Source organism: Aeromonas hydrophila subsp. hydrophila ATCC 7966 (assembly GCF_000014805.1).
In the GTDB taxonomy this organism is placed as follows: Bacteria; Pseudomonadota; Gammaproteobacteria; order Enterobacterales; family Aeromonadaceae; genus Aeromonas; species Aeromonas hydrophila.
The window spans coordinates 3110452-3125672 of record NC_008570.1 but is presented as its reverse complement, the minus strand read 5'-3'; the positions used below and the strand labels follow the sequence as shown (position 1 = coordinate 3125672).

The 15221-nt window shown below is 63.4% G+C and carries 13 protein-coding genes and 3 tRNA genes; 12 read left to right on the top strand and 4 right to left on the bottom strand.

All coding sequences use genetic code 11. The features are described from left to right. Positions 1-70 precede the first annotated feature (70 nt). A complete protein-coding gene (locus tag AHA_RS14070) occupies positions 71-1261 on the top strand; it encodes an amino acid aminotransferase (RefSeq protein WP_011706588.1) in 1191 nt (396 codons plus the stop codon). A gap of 77 nt (positions 1262-1338) precedes the next feature. Here the strand turns inward: AHA_RS14070 and AHA_RS14065 are convergent, their stop codons facing one another. The 3 genes from AHA_RS14065 to AHA_RS14055 all read right to left on the bottom strand — a co-directional run bounded on the left by AHA_RS14065 (position 1339) and on the right by AHA_RS14055 (position 3976). After that, entirely contained in the window at positions 1339-2847 is a 1509-nt protein-coding gene (locus AHA_RS14065; RefSeq protein ID WP_011706587.1) for a helicase HerA-like domain-containing protein, read from the bottom strand. A gap of 122 nt (positions 2848-2969) precedes the next feature. Then, on the bottom strand, positions 2970-3464 hold the full coding sequence (locus tag AHA_RS14060; RefSeq protein ID WP_011706586.1) for a DUF2062 domain-containing protein: 495 nt from the start codon (positions 3462-3464) through the stop codon (positions 2970-2972). Then, a complete protein-coding gene (locus tag AHA_RS14055; protein ID WP_011706585.1) occupies positions 3458-3976 on the bottom strand; it encodes a DUF2062 domain-containing protein in 519 nt (172 codons plus the stop codon). The genes AHA_RS14060 and AHA_RS14055 overlap by 7 nt, the downstream gene beginning before the upstream one ends. On the opposite strand from AHA_RS14055, the gene AHA_RS14050 reads away from it, so the two are divergent. From AHA_RS14050 to AHA_RS14000, 11 genes are all read left to right on the top strand, one after another. Further along, a complete protein-coding gene (locus AHA_RS14050) occupies positions 3914-6205 on the top strand; it encodes a DNA internalization-related competence protein ComEC/Rec2 (protein WP_164927686.1) in 2292 nt (763 codons plus the stop codon). The two genes, AHA_RS14055 and AHA_RS14050, sit on opposite strands and share 63 nt — an antisense overlap. A 232-nt stretch (positions 6206-6437) precedes the next feature. Beyond that, positions 6438-8207 (top strand): lipid A ABC transporter ATP-binding protein/permease MsbA, encoded by a 1770-nt coding sequence (gene msbA, locus AHA_RS14045; protein ID WP_011706583.1) that lies wholly within the window; start codon positions 6438-6440, stop codon positions 8205-8207. Next, entirely contained in the window at positions 8207-9208 is a 1002-nt protein-coding gene (lpxK, locus tag AHA_RS14040) for a tetraacyldisaccharide 4'-kinase (RefSeq protein WP_011706582.1), read from the top strand. Before msbA ends, lpxK begins: the two co-directional genes overlap by 1 nt. Positions 9209-9329: 121 nt before the next feature. Further along, on the top strand, positions 9330-9518 hold the full coding sequence (locus tag AHA_RS14035; protein WP_011706581.1) for a Trm112 family protein: 189 nt from the start codon (positions 9330-9332) through the stop codon (positions 9516-9518). Beyond that, entirely contained in the window at positions 9515-10276 is a 762-nt protein-coding gene (gene kdsB / locus AHA_RS14030) for a 3-deoxy-manno-octulosonate cytidylyltransferase (RefSeq protein WP_011706580.1), read from the top strand. The genes AHA_RS14035 and kdsB overlap by 4 nt, the downstream gene beginning before the upstream one ends. A 212-nt stretch (positions 10277-10488) precedes the next feature. Then, positions 10489-11133 carry a UvrY/SirA/GacA family response regulator transcription factor gene (uvrY, locus tag AHA_RS14025; protein WP_011706579.1) on the top strand — a complete coding sequence of 215 codons (645 nt, stop codon included), beginning with the start codon at positions 10489-10491 and terminating at the stop codon, positions 11131-11133. A 188-nt stretch (positions 11134-11321) separates the two neighbouring features. Continuing rightward, positions 11322-13172, top strand: a complete 1851-nt coding sequence (gene uvrC, locus AHA_RS14020) for an excinuclease ABC subunit UvrC (RefSeq protein WP_011706578.1) — start codon at positions 11322-11324, stop codon at positions 13170-13172. Positions 13173-13475: 303 nt separating this feature from the next. Beyond that, positions 13476-14030, top strand: a complete 555-nt coding sequence (gene pgsA, locus AHA_RS14015) for a CDP-diacylglycerol--glycerol-3-phosphate 3-phosphatidyltransferase (protein WP_011706577.1) — start codon at positions 13476-13478, stop codon at positions 14028-14030. Positions 14031-14211: 181 nt separating this feature from the next. Next, positions 14212-14287: transfer RNA gene (locus tag AHA_RS14010), tRNA-Gly, on the top strand. Between the two features lie 34 nt (positions 14288-14321). Next, a tRNA-Cys gene (locus tag AHA_RS14005) sits at positions 14322-14395 on the top strand. Positions 14396-14436: 41 nt separating this feature from the next. After that, positions 14437-14523 (top strand) — tRNA-Leu (locus AHA_RS14000). A 230-nt stretch (positions 14524-14753) separates the two neighbouring features. Here AHA_RS14000 and AHA_RS22055 read toward each other — a convergent pair. Next, the gene (locus AHA_RS22055; RefSeq protein WP_370511043.1) at positions 14754-15146 is read right to left on the bottom strand and encodes a methyl-accepting chemotaxis protein; all 393 of its coding nucleotides are present in this window, start codon (positions 15144-15146) and stop codon (positions 14754-14756) included. Positions 15147-15221: the final 75 nt, after the last annotated feature.

Sequence of the window (15221 nt, the reverse complement as noted above, 5' to 3'; positions counted from 1 at the left end):
TTTGCGTGTCACGGACGGTGTGCCAACACGCTTTGCCAGCCAACGAACTCAACGGAATACAGGGAATACCATGTTTGAAAAGGTTGTTGCCGCCCCAGCGGATCCGATCCTGGGCCTGACCGAAGCCTTCCGTGCTGACTCTCGCAGCCACAAGATCAACCTGGGGGTCGGGATCTACAAGGATGAGACCGGTGCCACCCCCATTCTCCACTGCGTCAAGAAAGCCGAGCAGAAGCTCTTGACCGACGAGAAGACCAAGAATTACCTCGGTATCGAAGGCAATATCGAATATGGCCGCATCGTGCAGCAACTGCTGTTCGGGCAAGATTCTGCGCTGGTCGCCAGCGGCCGGGCCAAGACTGCTCAGGCGCCGGGCGGTACCGGTGCCCTGCGCATCGCCGCCGAGTTCGTGGTGCGTAACGGGCTGGCCAAGACCATCTGGATCTCCGATCCCACCTGGGCCAACCACGTCAGCGTGTTCCAGGCTGCCGGCCTTTCCGTCAAGTGGTACAAGTACTACGATGCGGCCAGCAAGGGCCTCGACTTTGCCGCCATGCAGGCCTCTCTGGCTGAAGTGCAGGCAGACGATCTGGTGCTGCTGCACGGCTGCTGCCACAACCCGACTGGTATCGACCCCACAGCGGATCAGTGGCGCGCACTGGCCAAGCAGAGTGCTGCCGCCGGCTGGCTGCCGCTGTTTGACTTCGCCTATCAGGGCTTTGCCCGCGGTATCGAAGAGGATGCCGAAGGTCTGCGCATCTTCGCCGAGTGCCACGACGAACTGCTGGTGGCGAGCTCCTTCTCCAAGAACTTCGGCCTCTACAACGAGCGGGTCGGCGCCTTCACCCTGGTCAGTGCGACCAAGGAGATCGCCGACGTGGCCTTCACCCAGGTCAAGACCGTCATTCGTGCCAACTACTCCAACCCGCCGTCACACGGCGCCGCCGTCGTCACCGCCGTGGTGAGCGATCCGGCCCTCTATGCCGAGTGGGTGGAAGAGGTTGCGGCCATGCGGGTGCGCATTCGCGAGATGCGGGAGCTGCTGGTGGAGAAACTGGCGGCGCGCGGCGTGAACCAGGACTTCAGCTTTATCCGCGAGCAGAACGGCATGTTCTCCTTCTCCGGTCTCTCCAAGGATCAGGTGGAGCGTCTCAAGAGCGAGTTTGCCATCTACATCGTCGGCTCCGGCCGGATCAGCGTGGCCGGTATCACCCGTGCCAACATAGATCCGCTGTGTGACGCGATCGCCAAGGTGTTGTAAGCACCACCGCCGATATCCGTTCAGTAAAAAGCCCGCCGGGGAGACCCGGCGGGCTTTTTCATTTTCTGAGGCTGGTCTCAGCGACGGCGCTTGCCGTCCCCCAGCAGGGAGCCGAGGACGCCGCGTACCAGCTGGCGACCCACCTCGCTGCCGATGGTGCGGGCCACGCTCTTGGCGGCGGTCTGTACCACACCGTCGTGCTGGCCGCCACGGGGGCCGGTGCGGCCAAACAGGATGCCATTGAGGGCATCGAGCAAGCCACCTTCCCCGTTGGATGGCTGTTCGCTGCCTTGCTCGCCAGTGGTTGTCACCTTGCCGCCGTTGAGCCGCTCGAAAGCCGACTCGCGATCCTCCGGTGTCTCGTAGCGGCCGTGCAGCAGGGAGCGCTGAATGAGCGCCTGCCGCTCGGTGTCGCTCAAGGGGCCGATGCGGCTGGCTGGCGGGGCGATGAAGGCGCGCTCCACCATGCTGGGCCGTCCCTTCTCGTCGAGCAGAGAGACCAGCGCTTCGCCGACACCGAGTTCGGTGATGACGCCGGCGGCATCGAAGGCGGGGTTGGCGCGCAGGGTGTTGGCGGCGATCCGCACCGCCTTCTGATCACTCGGGGTAAAGGCGCGCAGGGCGTGCTGCACCCGGTTGCCAAGCTGCCCCAGCACGCTGTCGGGGATATCGGCCGGGCTCTGGGTCACGAAGTAGACGCCCACCCCTTTCGAGCGGATGAGTCGCACCACCAGTTCGATCTTCTCCAGCAGCGCCTTGGGGGCATCGTTGAACAGCAGGTGCGCCTCGTCGAAGAAGAACACCAGCACCGGCTTGTCCGGATCCCCTACCTCCGGCAGCTGCTCGAACAGCTCGGAGAGCAGCCAGAGCAGGAAGCAGGCATAGAGCCGGCTGGATTGGGTCAGCTTGCTGGCGGCCAGCACATTGATATGACCGTGGCCAGCCTCATCGGTCTGCAGCAGGTCCTGGATGTCCAGCATGGGTTCGCCGAAGAAGTGATCGCCGCCCGCACTCTCCAGGGTGAGCAGGTTGCGCAGGATGGCGCCGATGGAGGCGGTGGAGACATTGCCGTAACGGGTGGTGAGCGATTTGGCGTTATCGCCGGCAAACTGCACCATGGCGCGCAGGTCTTTGAGATCGAGCAGCAGCAGCCCCTCGTCGTCCGCTACCTTGAACACCAGTTCCAACACCCCGCTCTGGGTATCGTTGAGGCCGAGCAGGCGGGCGAGCAACAGGGGTCCCATGTCGGAGACGGTGGCCCGCACCGGGTGGCCCTGTTCGGCAAACAGATCCCAGAACAGGGTGGGGCTGGCGGCAAAGGCGGGGGCCGCAATGCCGAGCTGGGCCAGCCTGGCGTCCAGCTTGGCCGAGCCCGCCCCGGCGGCGCCCAGCCCGCTCAGATCCCCCTTCACGTCGGCCAGAAAGACTGGCACGCCGAGGCGGGAGAACCCCTCCGCCAGCACCTGCAGGGTGACGGTCTTGCCGGTACCGGTGGCGCCGGTGATGAGGCCGTGGCGATTGGCCATGGCTGGCAGCAGGGAGAGGGGATGACCATTGGCATGGGCCAGCGTGAGCGGTTCGGCCATGGTGGGCTCCTTGTGGCAAATGGGGGACGAAAAACAACGGGTTACAAGGAGTGTGGTGGCAGGTGCTGGGGATGGCAAGGGAGTGCCTCGTCAGCGCGCCAGAGGCTGACGAGGTGGGCGGGCTAGCGGCTGCGGACCAGCTTTCCGAGGCGCAACAGCAGCAGGGTGAGGAGGCCGCCGCTGGCGGCGGTCAGCACTGCCAGCAGCAGGCTGCCGAGCAGGAAGGGGGGCACCAGGGTGGCCGCCTCGTGCTCCAGCCAGTGCAGGGTCCAGCTGAGGTGAAACGGCTCCGGCGTCTTGTGCAGCACCAGACAACCGGTGCGATAGGCGTAGAGGTACATGAAGGGCAGGGTGAGCGGGTTGTTGAACCAGACCGCCAGCAGCGCCAGCGGCAGGTTGAGGCTGAACGCCAGCGCCAGCCCGACCGCGATGAGTGAATGCATGGGGATGGGAAACCAGCAGGCGAAAATGCCGGCCGCCACCGCCCCGCTCAGGGCGCGCGGCCCCCCTTGCCAGAGGGCGGGGGCGAGCAGGCGCTCGCCAAACAGGGAGAACCACTTCTGCTGGCGCAGGGTATCGGGGTCAATCTTGAAGCGGGCAAACCAGCGATTCAGCATGCGCGGGCCACCTTGCGTTTCTGCCACTGGCGCACGGTGCTGATGCGCCAGCAGGTACGAATGAGGGCGTAGCCGATGAGGGAGCTGAGCAGGGCGAGCACCAGCGAACCCAGCAGCAGCGGCGGGGCCACGGTCTCGAATACCGACACCAGCCAGGCCCAGGTGAACTCGATCTCGATGTGCTGGGAGGATTGCCCCAGCAGCTGGCAGCCGGTCAGATAGGCGCCGTAGAACAGCGGTGGCATGGTGAAGGGGTTGGAGAGCCAGACCAGGGCCACCGAGAGCGGCAGGTTGACCCGGCAGGCGATGGCGCCGCCGGCCGCCAGCAACATCTGGCAGGGGAGCGGCACCCAGGCCATGAACAGCCCCACCGCGAAGGCACCGGCTGCCGAGCGCCGATTGAGGTGCCACAGGTTGGCATCCAGCAGCAGCTTGCCAAACAGCCGCAAGTGCTTGTGTTCCTTGAGTGTCGCCGGATCAGGCAGCCAGCGTTGTATGAGTCGTTTGGGCATATTGAAACCTTGCTAAATACTTGCACCATGGATCTGCGTCTATTGTCGTTTGCCCTCGGGGCAAGCTCCTCACTGCTTTGGCCATGGTTGCCTTCATGGGAATGGGGTGGCCTGATGCTGCTGCTCGTGTTCCCCCTGGCCGGTTACCGCTGCTGGCGGCTGCTGTTTTTGCTGTGCGGCATCCTCTGGATGCAGGGGAGTTTGCACTACCGGCTTGCCTGGCTGGATCAGCTTGACAAAAAAACGAGCCACATCATAACCGCACAGCTGCAAAGTGCAGAACCCGAGGGCGATAAATTTATCCGGCTGGTGCTGCGGGTGAACAGGCTCGACGAGCAGGCGCTCACTCCGGCGCCGCTGGTGCGCATCAATGCCTACCAGGCGCTGCCCGTCATGACGGCAGGCAGTCACCTCACTCTGGTGGTCTCTCTCAAACCGGCCCACGGCCTGGCCAACGAGGCGGGGATGGATGGGCGGCGCCTGCTGCTCGGCAAGGGGATAACCGCCACTGGCAACCTGCGCCGGGTGATCCAGATTGAGCCGGCGCAGACGGGGCTGCGCGAGCGCTGGCTGGCCCGGGCCGCCGCCAGCTGGCAGGATCTGAGCCAGGGCCCGCTGCTGGCGGCGCTCACCTTCGGCGAACAGGGCGGTATCACGGATGAGCAGTGGAGCTTGTTTCGAGGCAGCGGGCTGACCCACATCATCGCCATCTCGGGGCAGCATATCGCGCTGGTGGCGGTGCTCGGCTGGTGGCTGGGGCGACTGTTCGGGCTGCGGGGAGCGATTCTGGTCGCCCTGCTGTTTGCCGCCCTCTACAGCTGGCTGGCCGGTTTTGCGGTGGCCACCGAACGGGCCCTCATCATGGTGCTGGTGTGGAGTCTGCTGCGCTGGCGACGGCGGGAGTGGCCAGCCCATCGCATCTGGTTGTGGGCCTTCGTGGTGCTCACGCTCTGGGATCCCTTTGCCCTCTATTCGGCCGGATTCTGGCTCTCCTTCCTGGCGGTGGCCCTGCTGCTGGTGGCGAGCCTGCTGGAGGCCAAACCCGGGCTCATCCGTCTGCAGGGCTTGTTGCTGCTGGGGCTGCTGCCACTGCAACTGGCGCTGTTCGAGGGGATTGCCCCGCTGTCGCTGCTGCTCAATCTGCTGGCATTGCCGCTCTTTTGCATCGGCATCATACCGCTGGCGCTCATCGGGGTGCTGCTGGCGCCGCTGTCAGGGGAGCTGGCCCACCTGCTGTTCTGGCTGGCCGATGTCGGCCTGCAGTGGGTGTTGTGGGCGTTGGCCCGGCTGGCCAGCCAGTGGCAGCTCTGGTGGCCGGTGCCGGGCTGGGTACTGCCGTTCACGGCGCTGCTGACCCTGCTCTGGTGCGCCTGGCATGTGCCGGGCGGCCGTCCGCTGCTGTTGCCGGGGGGCGTGGCCCTGCTGCTGGCGGCCTGGCCGGCGCCGACCCACTGGCAATTGAGGGTGCTGGACGTGGGGCAGGGGCTGGCGGTGCTGATCACCCGGGGCGAGCGCGGCATCCTCTTTGACACCGGCGATCGCTACCCGGGCGGCTACAACATGGCGGATGCCGTGATCCTGCCCTTGCTCAACCGGCTCGATGTGCGGGTGCTGGATTATCTGGTCATCAGTCACAAGGACAGGGATCACGCCGGCAATCGGCGCGCCATCCTGCAGGCTCTGCCGGTGCGCCACGAGCTCTCTTCATTCGATTTTGGCCGCTTCACGGCCCTGTGCCGGCGCGGCCAGCAGTGGCGCTGGCAGGGGCTCGAGATGGCGGTGCTCTGGCCGCAGCAACCGGGGCCTGGTCACAACAACGACGGCTGTGTGCTGCAGATCCGCGACGGGGAGCGGCGCATCCTGCTCAGTGCCGACATCGAGCGGCAGGCGGAGCAGCGGCTGCTGGCGCTGGAAGGGGAGGGGCTTGCCAGCACCCTGCTGGTGAGCCCTCACCACGGCAGCCGCACCTCCTCCACGGCACCCTTCGTGGCGGCGGTGGCCCCCCGCTATGTGGTGCACAGCGCCGGCTTCATGAACCAGTGGGGATTTCCCCGCCCCGAGGTGGTGGCTCGCTACCAGGAGGCGCAGCAATGGGTCACCGGGCTGGATGGGGAGATCCTGGTCGAGCCTGCGCCGGGTGGGCTGCGGATCCGGGCCGAGCGGGAGCAGGGCCCCTGGTTTCGCCGCAAGGGCGACTGGTGGCGCCCCAAGCTCTGGCCTGCTCGCTGAACCGGAGCGCAGGGCATCGCGCTGCTTATGCCGGGTGAAAACCCTACTGTGGCTGGGATAACGACCGTCATTTCCCGCCTTGGTGATGGGCACCGCTTGGTGTAATCCTGCGCTTTGGCTGGGATAACGACCGTCATTTCCTGTCTTGGCGAGGGACATGCGCTGGCGATGCTTGGTGTAATCCTGCGCTTTGGCTAGAATAGCCCGTCATTTCCCTTATTAACGGCTATTCATGCAACAAGAAACCTCACAAGACAGCTGGCCTGTCTTCAAGCGTCTGCTCGGCTATGTCCGTGACCGCAAGCTTGGCCTGATCGGCGGCATCATCGGCATGCTGGGCTACGCCGCCGTGGATACCACCTTCGTCTATTCCATCAAGCCGCTGATCGACCAGGGCATCAACGGCAACGATCCGACCGTGCTCAAGTGGATGCCCTTCTTCGTACTGGGTATCGTGGCCCTGCGCGGCGTCGCCAACTTCCTCTCCAACTACTGCATGGCCTGGGTCGGCAACCACGTGGTGATGCGTCTGCAGCAGCAGGTGTTCAATCACATGGTGGCGATGCCGATGAGCTTCTTCGACCGCCAGAACACCGGTCACCTGCTCTCCAAGGTGACCTATGACGCCAGCCAAGTCTCCTCGGCCGCCAGTACCACTCTGGTCACCCTGGTGCGGGAAGGAGCGACCGTGATCGGCCTGCTCGGCCTGATGTTCTGGCACTCCTGGCAGCTGTCGGTGATCTTCCTGGTAGTGGGGCCCGTGGTGGGCATCATCATCGGCCTTATCAGCCGCCGTTTCCGTCAGATCAGCCGCCACATCCAGCAGGCGGTGGGTGACATCACCACCTCCACCGAGCAGATGCTCAAGGGGCACAAAGAGGTGCTGATGTTCGGTGGCCAGAAGGTGGAGGAGAAGCGCTTCTTCAAGGTCAGCAACAACATGCGCCAGCAAACCATGAAGATGGTCGCCGCCGATGCCATCGGCAGCCCGGTGGTGCAGATGGTTGCCTCCATCGCGCTGGCGGCCTTCCTCTATGTGGCCACCATCGACAGCGTGCGCAGCGAGCTGACTGCCGGTACCTTCACCGTCATGATCACTTCCATGATGATGCTGCTCAAGCCGCTGAAAAGCCTGACCGACGTCAACAACCAGTTCCAGCGCGCCATCACCGCCTGCCACAGCCTGTTTGGCCTGCTCGACACCGAGCCGGAGCAGGATACCGGTACCCGTACCCTGGAGCGCGCCCGCGGCGAGATCGAGTTTCGCAACGTCACCTTCACCTACCCGACCAAGGACACCCCGGCGCTGCACAACGTCAGCTTCAAGGTGGAGGCGGGCAAATCGGTGGCGCTGGTGGGTCGTTCCGGTTCCGGCAAGAGCACCATCGCCAGCCTGTTGACCCGCTTCTACGACATCGAACAGGGGGAGATCCTGCTGGACGGCGTCAATATCCGCGATTACCGCTTGAGCGAGCTGCGCAAGCAGTACGCGTTGGTCTCCCAGCATGTCCACCTGTTCAACGACACGGTGGCGAGCAACATCGCCTACGCCGCGGAAGAGAAATACAGCCTCGACGAGATCAAGCAGGCGGCCCGCATCGCCCACGCCGACGAGTTCGTCAGCAAGATGAGCAACGGTTATGACACCGTGGTCGGCGAGAACGGCGCGTCGCTCTCCGGCGGTCAGCGTCAGCGTATCGCCATCGCCCGCGCCCTGCTGCGCGATGCGCCGGTTCTGCTGCTGGATGAGGCCACCTCGGCGCTGGATACCGAGTCCGAGCGCCACATCCAGGCGGCCATCGACGAGCTGTGCAAGGCGCGCACCTCGCTGGTGATCGCTCACCGTCTCTCCACTATCGAGAAGGCGGACGAGATCCTGGTGATCGATGAAGGCCATATCGTCGAGCGCGGCAACCACGCGGCGCTGATGGCCCAGCAGGGCACCTATGCCCAGCTGCGCGCCATCCAGTTCGGCCATGCCACCGCAGGTGGCAACGCCTGATGCTGGAGCGGCTCTGGTATGCAAAGAGTGGCTGGCGCTGGTTGCTGGCCCCCTTTGCCCTGCTGTTTGCCATCATCAGCGGCACCCGCCGCTATGCCTATCGCCACGGCTGGCGCAAGGGGTATCGCTCCTCCTTGCCGGTGATCGTGGTGGGCAATATCTCGGTGGGGGGCAACGGCAAGACCCCGGTAGTGGTCTGGCTGGTGGAGCAGTTGCAGGCCCGCGGCTATCGCCCCGGGGTGGTGAGCCGCGGCTATGGCGGCAAGGCGCCCCATTACCCGTACCGGCTCGATGCTGCCAGCACCACGGCGCAGGCGGGGGATGAACCGGTACTGATTGCCCGGCGCTGCGGCTGCCCGGTAGTGGTGGCGCCCAAGCGGGCCGATGCGGTACGTCTGCTGGAGCAGAGCGGCGAAGTGGACATCATCATCACCGACGACGGCCTGCAGCACTATGCGCTGGCCCGGGACATCGAGCTGGTGGTGGTGGATGGCGCCCGCCGTTTCGGCAACGCCTGCCTGTTGCCCATGGGGCCGCTGCGCGAGCCGGTCACCCGGCTCAAGCGGGTGGACGCCATCATCTGCAACGGCGGCGAGCCGGGGCGGGGAGAGTATCCCATGAGGCTGGTGGCCGACGTCCCCCGCCGGGTGCGCGACGAGGCCCCGCTGGCTGCCCCCTTGTCGGGCCCAGTCGACGCGCTGGCGGGGATTGGTCATCCGCCCCGTTTCTTCGCCACCCTCGAGGGGCTCGGTTACCAGCTGGATCAGCGGGTGGCCTACGGCGATCACCACCCCTTCGATCGGGACGAGCTGGTGGGCCGCTTTGCCGGCAAGCCGCTGCTGATGACCGAGAAGGATGCGGTCAAGTGCCGCTCCTTTGCCCTCGACAACTGGTGGTATCTGCCGGTCAGCGCCGAGCTGCCCGCCTCCCTGCTCGATACCCTGCTGCACAAGCTGGGCGCGGGCGGCAAGGGGCAAGGCGCAACCCAGGCACAAGGTTAATCTCTCTCGCCCGCGTGGGGGAGCAGGGGCTTATCATGCCCCACATGGCATATCTGGTTGTTCGACATCCATCGCCGGCGTGATGAAACCGCCGGTGCGACATCGTTGAAGGAGTATCGTTTTGGCTTTGGACATCAAGTTGCTCGACATCATTGCCTGCCCGGTCTGCAAGGGCAAGCTGCACTACAACAAGGCCGTGCATGAGCTGGTCTGCCGCTTCGACAAGCTGGCCTATCCGCTGGAGGAGGGGATCCCGGTGCTGCTGGAGAACCGCGCCCGTCCGCTCAGCAGCGACGAGCTGTCGTCATGAGCTTCGTCGTCGTCATTCCGGCCCGCTACGCCTCCACCCGGCTGCCGGGCAAGCCGCTGGCCGACATCCACGGCAAGCCCATGGTGCAGCACGTGGTGGAAAAGGCTCTGCAGTCGGGCGCCGATCGGGTGATCGTCGCCACCGATGACGAGCGGGTGCAGCAGGCGCTGGCCGCCTGCGCCGGGCAGGCCGGTTTCGAGGTGTGCATGACCTCGAAGGATCATCAGTCCGGCACCGAGCGGCTGGCCGAGGTGTGCCGTCACTACGGCTTTGCCGCCGACACCATAGTGGTCAACGTGCAGGGGGACGAGCCGCTCATTCCGCCGGTCATCATCCGCCAGGTGGCGGACAACCTGGCCGCCGCCACGGCGCCCATGGCGACCCTGTCGGTGCCGATCCAGGACGCCGAAGAGGTGTTCAACCCGAACGCCGTCAAGGTGGTGACCGACCAGGAGGGCTACGCCCTCTACTTCAGTCGCGCCTCCATTCCCTGGGATCGGGATCGCTTTGCCGCGAGTCGCGAGCAGATTGGCGATCACTACCAGCGCCACATCGGCATCTACGCCTATCGCGCCGGCTTCATCCAGCGTTATGTGGACTGGGCGCCGAGCGCGCTCGAGCAGATCGAGGCGCTGGAACAGCTGCGGGTGCTCTGGTACGGGGAGAAGATCCACGTGGCCCAGGCGCTCGAGGCGCCGCCGGTCGGGGTGGATACCCAGGCCGATCTGGACAAGGTGCGCGCGCTGCTGGCGAACTGATGCCGACAACAGCAAAAATGACTCTGAACGGTGCCTGCGGGCGCCGTTTTTTGTGTTTAATCTTTATATAATTATTTGATTCAAAACACCATTTATGAGCACTTTCAAACTTTTACCGGCCATGGTTTGCCAAATCAGCGAGTTTGGTTATGATGCAAGACGCCGTGTTAACCCTAACTGGCATATAACGAGATAAAAAACGGGGTGTTTGGGTGATTAATGTATTCCTGGTCGATGATCATGAGTTGGTGCGTACAGGGATAAGACGCATTCTGGAAGATGTCCGCGGGATCAAGGTGGTGGGCGAGGCGCAGAGCGGGGAAACCGCAGTCACTTTCTGTCGTCAGCACCATCCCGATGTGATCCTGATGGACATGAACATGCCGGGCATCGGCGGCCTGGAGGCGACCCGCAAGATCCTGCGGATCCGGCCCGATGTGCGCATCATAGTGCTGACCATTCATTCAGAAAATCCGTTCCCGACCAAGGTGATGCAGGCGGGTGCCGCCGGCTATCTCACCAAGGGGGCCGCGCCGGACGAGATGATCCACGCCATTCGCCTGGTCCACTCCGGTCAGCGTTACATCTCCCCGGAGATCGCCCAGCAGATGGCCCTGAGCCAGTTTGCCTCGGCCGACGAGAACCCCTTCAAGTCCCTCTCCGAGCGCGAGCTGCAGATCATGATGATGATCACCAAGGGGCAGAAGGTGACCGATATTTCCGAACAGCTCAACCTGAGCCCGAAGACGGTCAACAGCTACCGCTACCGGCTGTTCAGCAAGCTCAACATCAATGGCGATGTGGAGCTGACCCATCTGGCCATTCGCTATGGCATGCTGGATGCCGACACCCTGTAACGGGCGGCGTGTAGCCATCAAAGGCGGCCTGTGCCGCCTTTTTGCTTTTTGCCGGCCTGGCGCAGTATGCTCTGTGCCGTCTTCTGCTTTCATCCGTTGAGCCGAGTTGCCGATGAGCCTCTCTTTCGATCTTCCGTTTGCCGCGATCCCCCAGATCCAGCACCTCGATCCCCGTTGCCGGAGCCAGCATGACCTCGTCTGAACCTCTCTTCGACAGCAAGGCGTTTCTCAGTGCCGTCACCCACCAGAGCGGCGTCTACCGCATGTATGACAGCGGTGGCACCGTCATCTACGTGGGCAAGGCCAAGGATCTGAAAAAACGGCTCGCCTCCTACTTTCGGGCCAACGTCGACAGCATCAAGACCCGCACCCTGGTGCGCCAGATCGCCGACGTGCAGGTGACAGTCACCCACACCGAGACCGAGGCGCTGATCCTCGAGCACAACCTCATCAAGCAGTACCAGCCTCGCTACAACGTGCTGCTGCGCGACGACAAGTCCTACCCCTGGATCATCATCACCGCCCACCAGCACCCGCGCATCGGCGTCCATCGCGGTGCCCGCAAGGTGAAGGGGGAGTACTTCGGCCCGTACCCCTCCGGCGGTGCGGTGCGCGAGAGCCTGCACCTGATGCAGAAGATCTTCCCGGTGCGCCAGTGCGAGGATGCGGTCTATGCCAACCGCAGCCGCCCGTGTTTGCTCTACCAGCTTAAGCGCTGCGCCGGCCCCTGCGTGGCCGGGCTGGTGAGCGAGGCCGAGTATGCCCAGCAGGTGGAGCTGGCCAAGCTGTTTCTGGCGGGCAAGAACCAGCAGGTGATAGGCGAGCTGGTGGGCAAGATGGAGTCCGCCAGCGGCGATCTGCGCTTCGAGGAGGCGGCCCGCTACCGGGATCAGATCCAGGCGCTGCGCCGGGTCACCGAGCAGCAGTCGGTGAGCGGCAACGTACTGGACGAGCTCGACGTGGTGGGGGTGGCCTTCGAGCAGGGGACTGCCTGCATCCACGTGCTCTTCATCCGCCAGGGCAAGGTGCTGGGCTCGCGCAGCTACTTCCCGAAAGTGCCGGCAGATACCCAGCTCGACGAGGTGGTGCAATCCTTCCTGCTGCAGTTCTATCTGTCGGGACAGGGGGGGCGGCAGATCCCGAGCGAGGTGCTGCTGGACGTGGCGCTCGAAGACGAGAACGTCATCGCCGAGACCCTGAGCCAGACCGCCGGTTACAAGGTGCGGGTGGTGAGCCGTACCCGCGCCGAGCGGGCCCGCTTCATCAAGCTCGCCTCCATCAACGCCCAGACCGCGCTGCGCTCGCGGCTCGCCCACAAGAGCACCACCACCGCCCGCTACGACCAGCTGGAGGAGCTGCTGGAGCTGGAGCGCCCCATCGCCCGCATGGAGTGCTTCGATATCTCCCACACCATGGGTGAGCGCACCGTGGCCTCCTGTGTGGTGTTCAACCGGGAGGGGCCGCTCTCATCGGAGTATCGCCGCTTCAACATCGACGGCATCACCGGCGGCGATGACTACGCCGCCATGGAGCAGGCGCTGGAGCGGCGCTTTGGCAAGCAGCAGGAGCCGGACAAGGTGCCGGACGTGCTGTTTATCGACGGCGGTCTCGGCCAGCTGCGCCGTGCCGAGGAGATCCTGGCCCGCCAGCTGGAGTTTCTGGGGGGCAAATATCCGCTGCTGGTGGGCATCGCCAAGGGGGTGACCCGCAAGGCGGGGCTGGAGACCCTGATCCTGGGGGAGAGCCACGAAGAGCTGCATTTACCGGCAGATATGCCCGCCTTGCACCTGATTCAGCACATTCGCGATGAATCCCACCGTTTTGCCATCACTGGCCACCGCGCCAGACGGGCGAAAGCCCGCACCACCAGTACCCTGGAGGACATTCCGGGGGTGGGGCCGAAACGGCGGCAGGCGCTGCTCAAGTACTTAGGCGGGCTGCAGGAGGTGAAAAAAGCCGGGGTGGAGGAGCTCGCCAAGGTGCCCGGCATCAGCCAGGAGCTGGCCCAGTCCATCCACGACGCCCTGCACTCGCTCTAGCCATTGGTAGCCGAGACGGGGTGAATACGCCTCGTGTTGCCCCTGTTTGCCCTGACGGCGAACAGGGGCTGTCGCCCAAGGAATCGGCAAGGGGCGAGTTGAGTCACATCATTCACTCTGGGTTCATTCACTTCGGGGATCCCGGCACACAAGAGCCGTGACGCAGGGGGGCCGTAAATGCCATAATGGCCCGCATCCTGAGGTTGTTGATGGATTCATAGACCAAGGCGGGCGCCTGTCCGGTTGCATCCGTGATCGGCTTGGGGCTACCATGTAGCGGCATACAAGAAGTGGCTGAAAATAATGACAAATATTCCTAATCTGCTGACGTTTTTTCGGATCTTGCTCATCCCCGTCTTCGTCATCCTATTCTACCTTCCCTATCAGTGGTCCTATCTGGCGGCGGCCATCGTCTTCATCCTGGCGGCGGCGACCGACTGGTTTGACGGCTACCTTGCCCGCAAGCTGAATCAGTCCACTGCCTTCGGCGCCTTCCTCGATCCGGTGGCCGACAAGATCATGGTGGCGGCGGCGCTGGTGGTCATCGTCGAGCACTACAACACCATCTGGGTGACCATTCCTGCCATGACCATGATTGGCCGCGAGATCATCATCTCCGCCCTGCGCGAGTGGATGGCCGAGCTGGGCAAGCGCTCCTCGGTGGCAGTCAGCTGGATTGGCAAGTGGAAGACCATGATCCAGATGGTGTCGCTCACCGGTCTCATCTGGCAGTACGACATCTGGATGGTGTGGCTAGCCTATGTGCTGCTCTATGTGGCCACCGTGCTCACCTTCTGGTCCATGTTCCAGTACATGAAGGCCGCCTGGGGCGATCTGACCTACCACTCCCGCTTCTAGTCTGCGTTTGTACTAAGCATCGTTTCCCCGCACTTGGGGCAGGGAAACGGTCGTGAACGTTGAAAATGCAGGAAAAGGGCAAAAAACACCCGAACGATCAGGGTATTAAACATTTTTGGTTGACTGGGCGAGGAACATCGCTAGAATGCGTCCTCGTAGTCAGGCAGTCAGCCAGACCATTGCGGGAATAGCTCAGTTGGTAGAGCACGACCTTGCCAAGGTCGGGGTCGCGAGTTCGAGTCTCGTTTCCCGCTCCAAATTCAGACAATAGAGAGTTTCTCTCTTTTGCATGGCGCGTTAGCAAAGCGGTTATGCAGCGGATTGCAAATCCGTTTAGTCCGGTTCGACTCCGGAACGTGCCTCCATATTGACAAGCCCGCGGCGCGAGCTTGATACCGATTACGGTGCCCGAGTGGTGAAATCGGTAGACACAAGGGATTTAAAATCCCTCGACGTTCGCGTCGTGCCGGTTCGATTCCGGCCTCGGGCACCATTAAAATCAAAGACTTACAAAGGCCGCTAGCAATAGCGGCCTTTTTGTTTTTGGTCAATGTCCACATTTTGTCCACGCAGTTTTATTCCGGTAGCTCGTCGAGTTTCACCTCGAGCTGCAGGCGGTTGGTGCAGCCCTGGTTGGTGAGGTCGTGCACCACCTGGGTGAGTAGCCAGTCTGCCTTGTCTACCAGAGGGGTTGAGCTCCTAAGGTGACCCTTGTTGCTTTCTCTAGAGTTCCGAGATGATGGTCGACACTTCTTCGGCGCCATTCCTTATCTCTTGCATCACTTTCGCGACGTCGTCGATCTGCCTTTGTCCATGGATGGCGCCATCAGCCGCGGACTGGATCTGTTCGCTGACCTGATGGGTGAGCTGCTGGTTTTGGCTGACCACGCTTGCGATCTCGTTGGTGGATTGAGAGGTTCTTGCCGCCAGTTGACGGACTTCATCGGCCACGACGGCAAAGCCTCTGCCTTGTTCACCGGCTCGCGCGGCTTCGATGGCGGCGTTGAGTGCCAGCAGATTGGTCTGATCTGCAATGCTGCTGATGGTGGAAACGATGGCGGTGATATTTTGAGATTGGGCATGCAGCTTGCTCATCAGCGTACTGGCATTTTCCATCTGGGTGACGATGTTGTCCGAGGTGGAGACGACGGTGGTCAGCATGTCCTCACCCTTGATGGCGGAAGCCTTGGT

Bases quoted from the DNA above. Each gene is read 5' to 3' on its own strand.
- AHA_RS14055 (WP_011706585.1), bottom strand. From the start codon at position 3,976: ATGCCCAAACGACTCATACAACGCTGGCTGCCTGATCCGGCGACACTC.
- msbA (WP_011706583.1), top strand. From the start codon at position 6,438: ATGCAACAAGAAACCTCACAAGACAGCTGGCCTGTCTTCAAGCGTCTG.
- AHA_RS14060 (WP_011706586.1), bottom strand. From the start codon at position 3,464: ATGCTGAATCGCTGGTTTGCCCGCTTCAAGATTGACCCCGATACCCTG.
- AHA_RS14070 (WP_011706588.1), top strand. From the start codon at position 71: ATGTTTGAAAAGGTTGTTGCCGCCCCAGCGGATCCGATCCTGGGCCTG.
- uvrC (WP_011706578.1), top strand. From the start codon at position 11,322: ATGACCTCGTCTGAACCTCTCTTCGACAGCAAGGCGTTTCTCAGTGCC.
- AHA_RS22055 (WP_370511043.1), bottom strand. From the start codon at position 15,146: ATGGAAAATGCCAGTACGCTGATGAGCAAGCTGCATGCCCAATCTCAA.
- pgsA (WP_011706577.1), top strand. From the start codon at position 13,476: ATGACAAATATTCCTAATCTGCTGACGTTTTTTCGGATCTTGCTCATC.
- lpxK (WP_011706582.1), top strand. From the start codon at position 8,207: ATGCTGGAGCGGCTCTGGTATGCAAAGAGTGGCTGGCGCTGGTTGCTG.
- kdsB (WP_011706580.1), top strand. From the start codon at position 9,515: ATGAGCTTCGTCGTCGTCATTCCGGCCCGCTACGCCTCCACCCGGCTG.
- AHA_RS14065 (WP_011706587.1), bottom strand. From the start codon at position 2,847: ATGGCCGAACCGCTCACGCTGGCCCATGCCAATGGTCATCCCCTCTCC.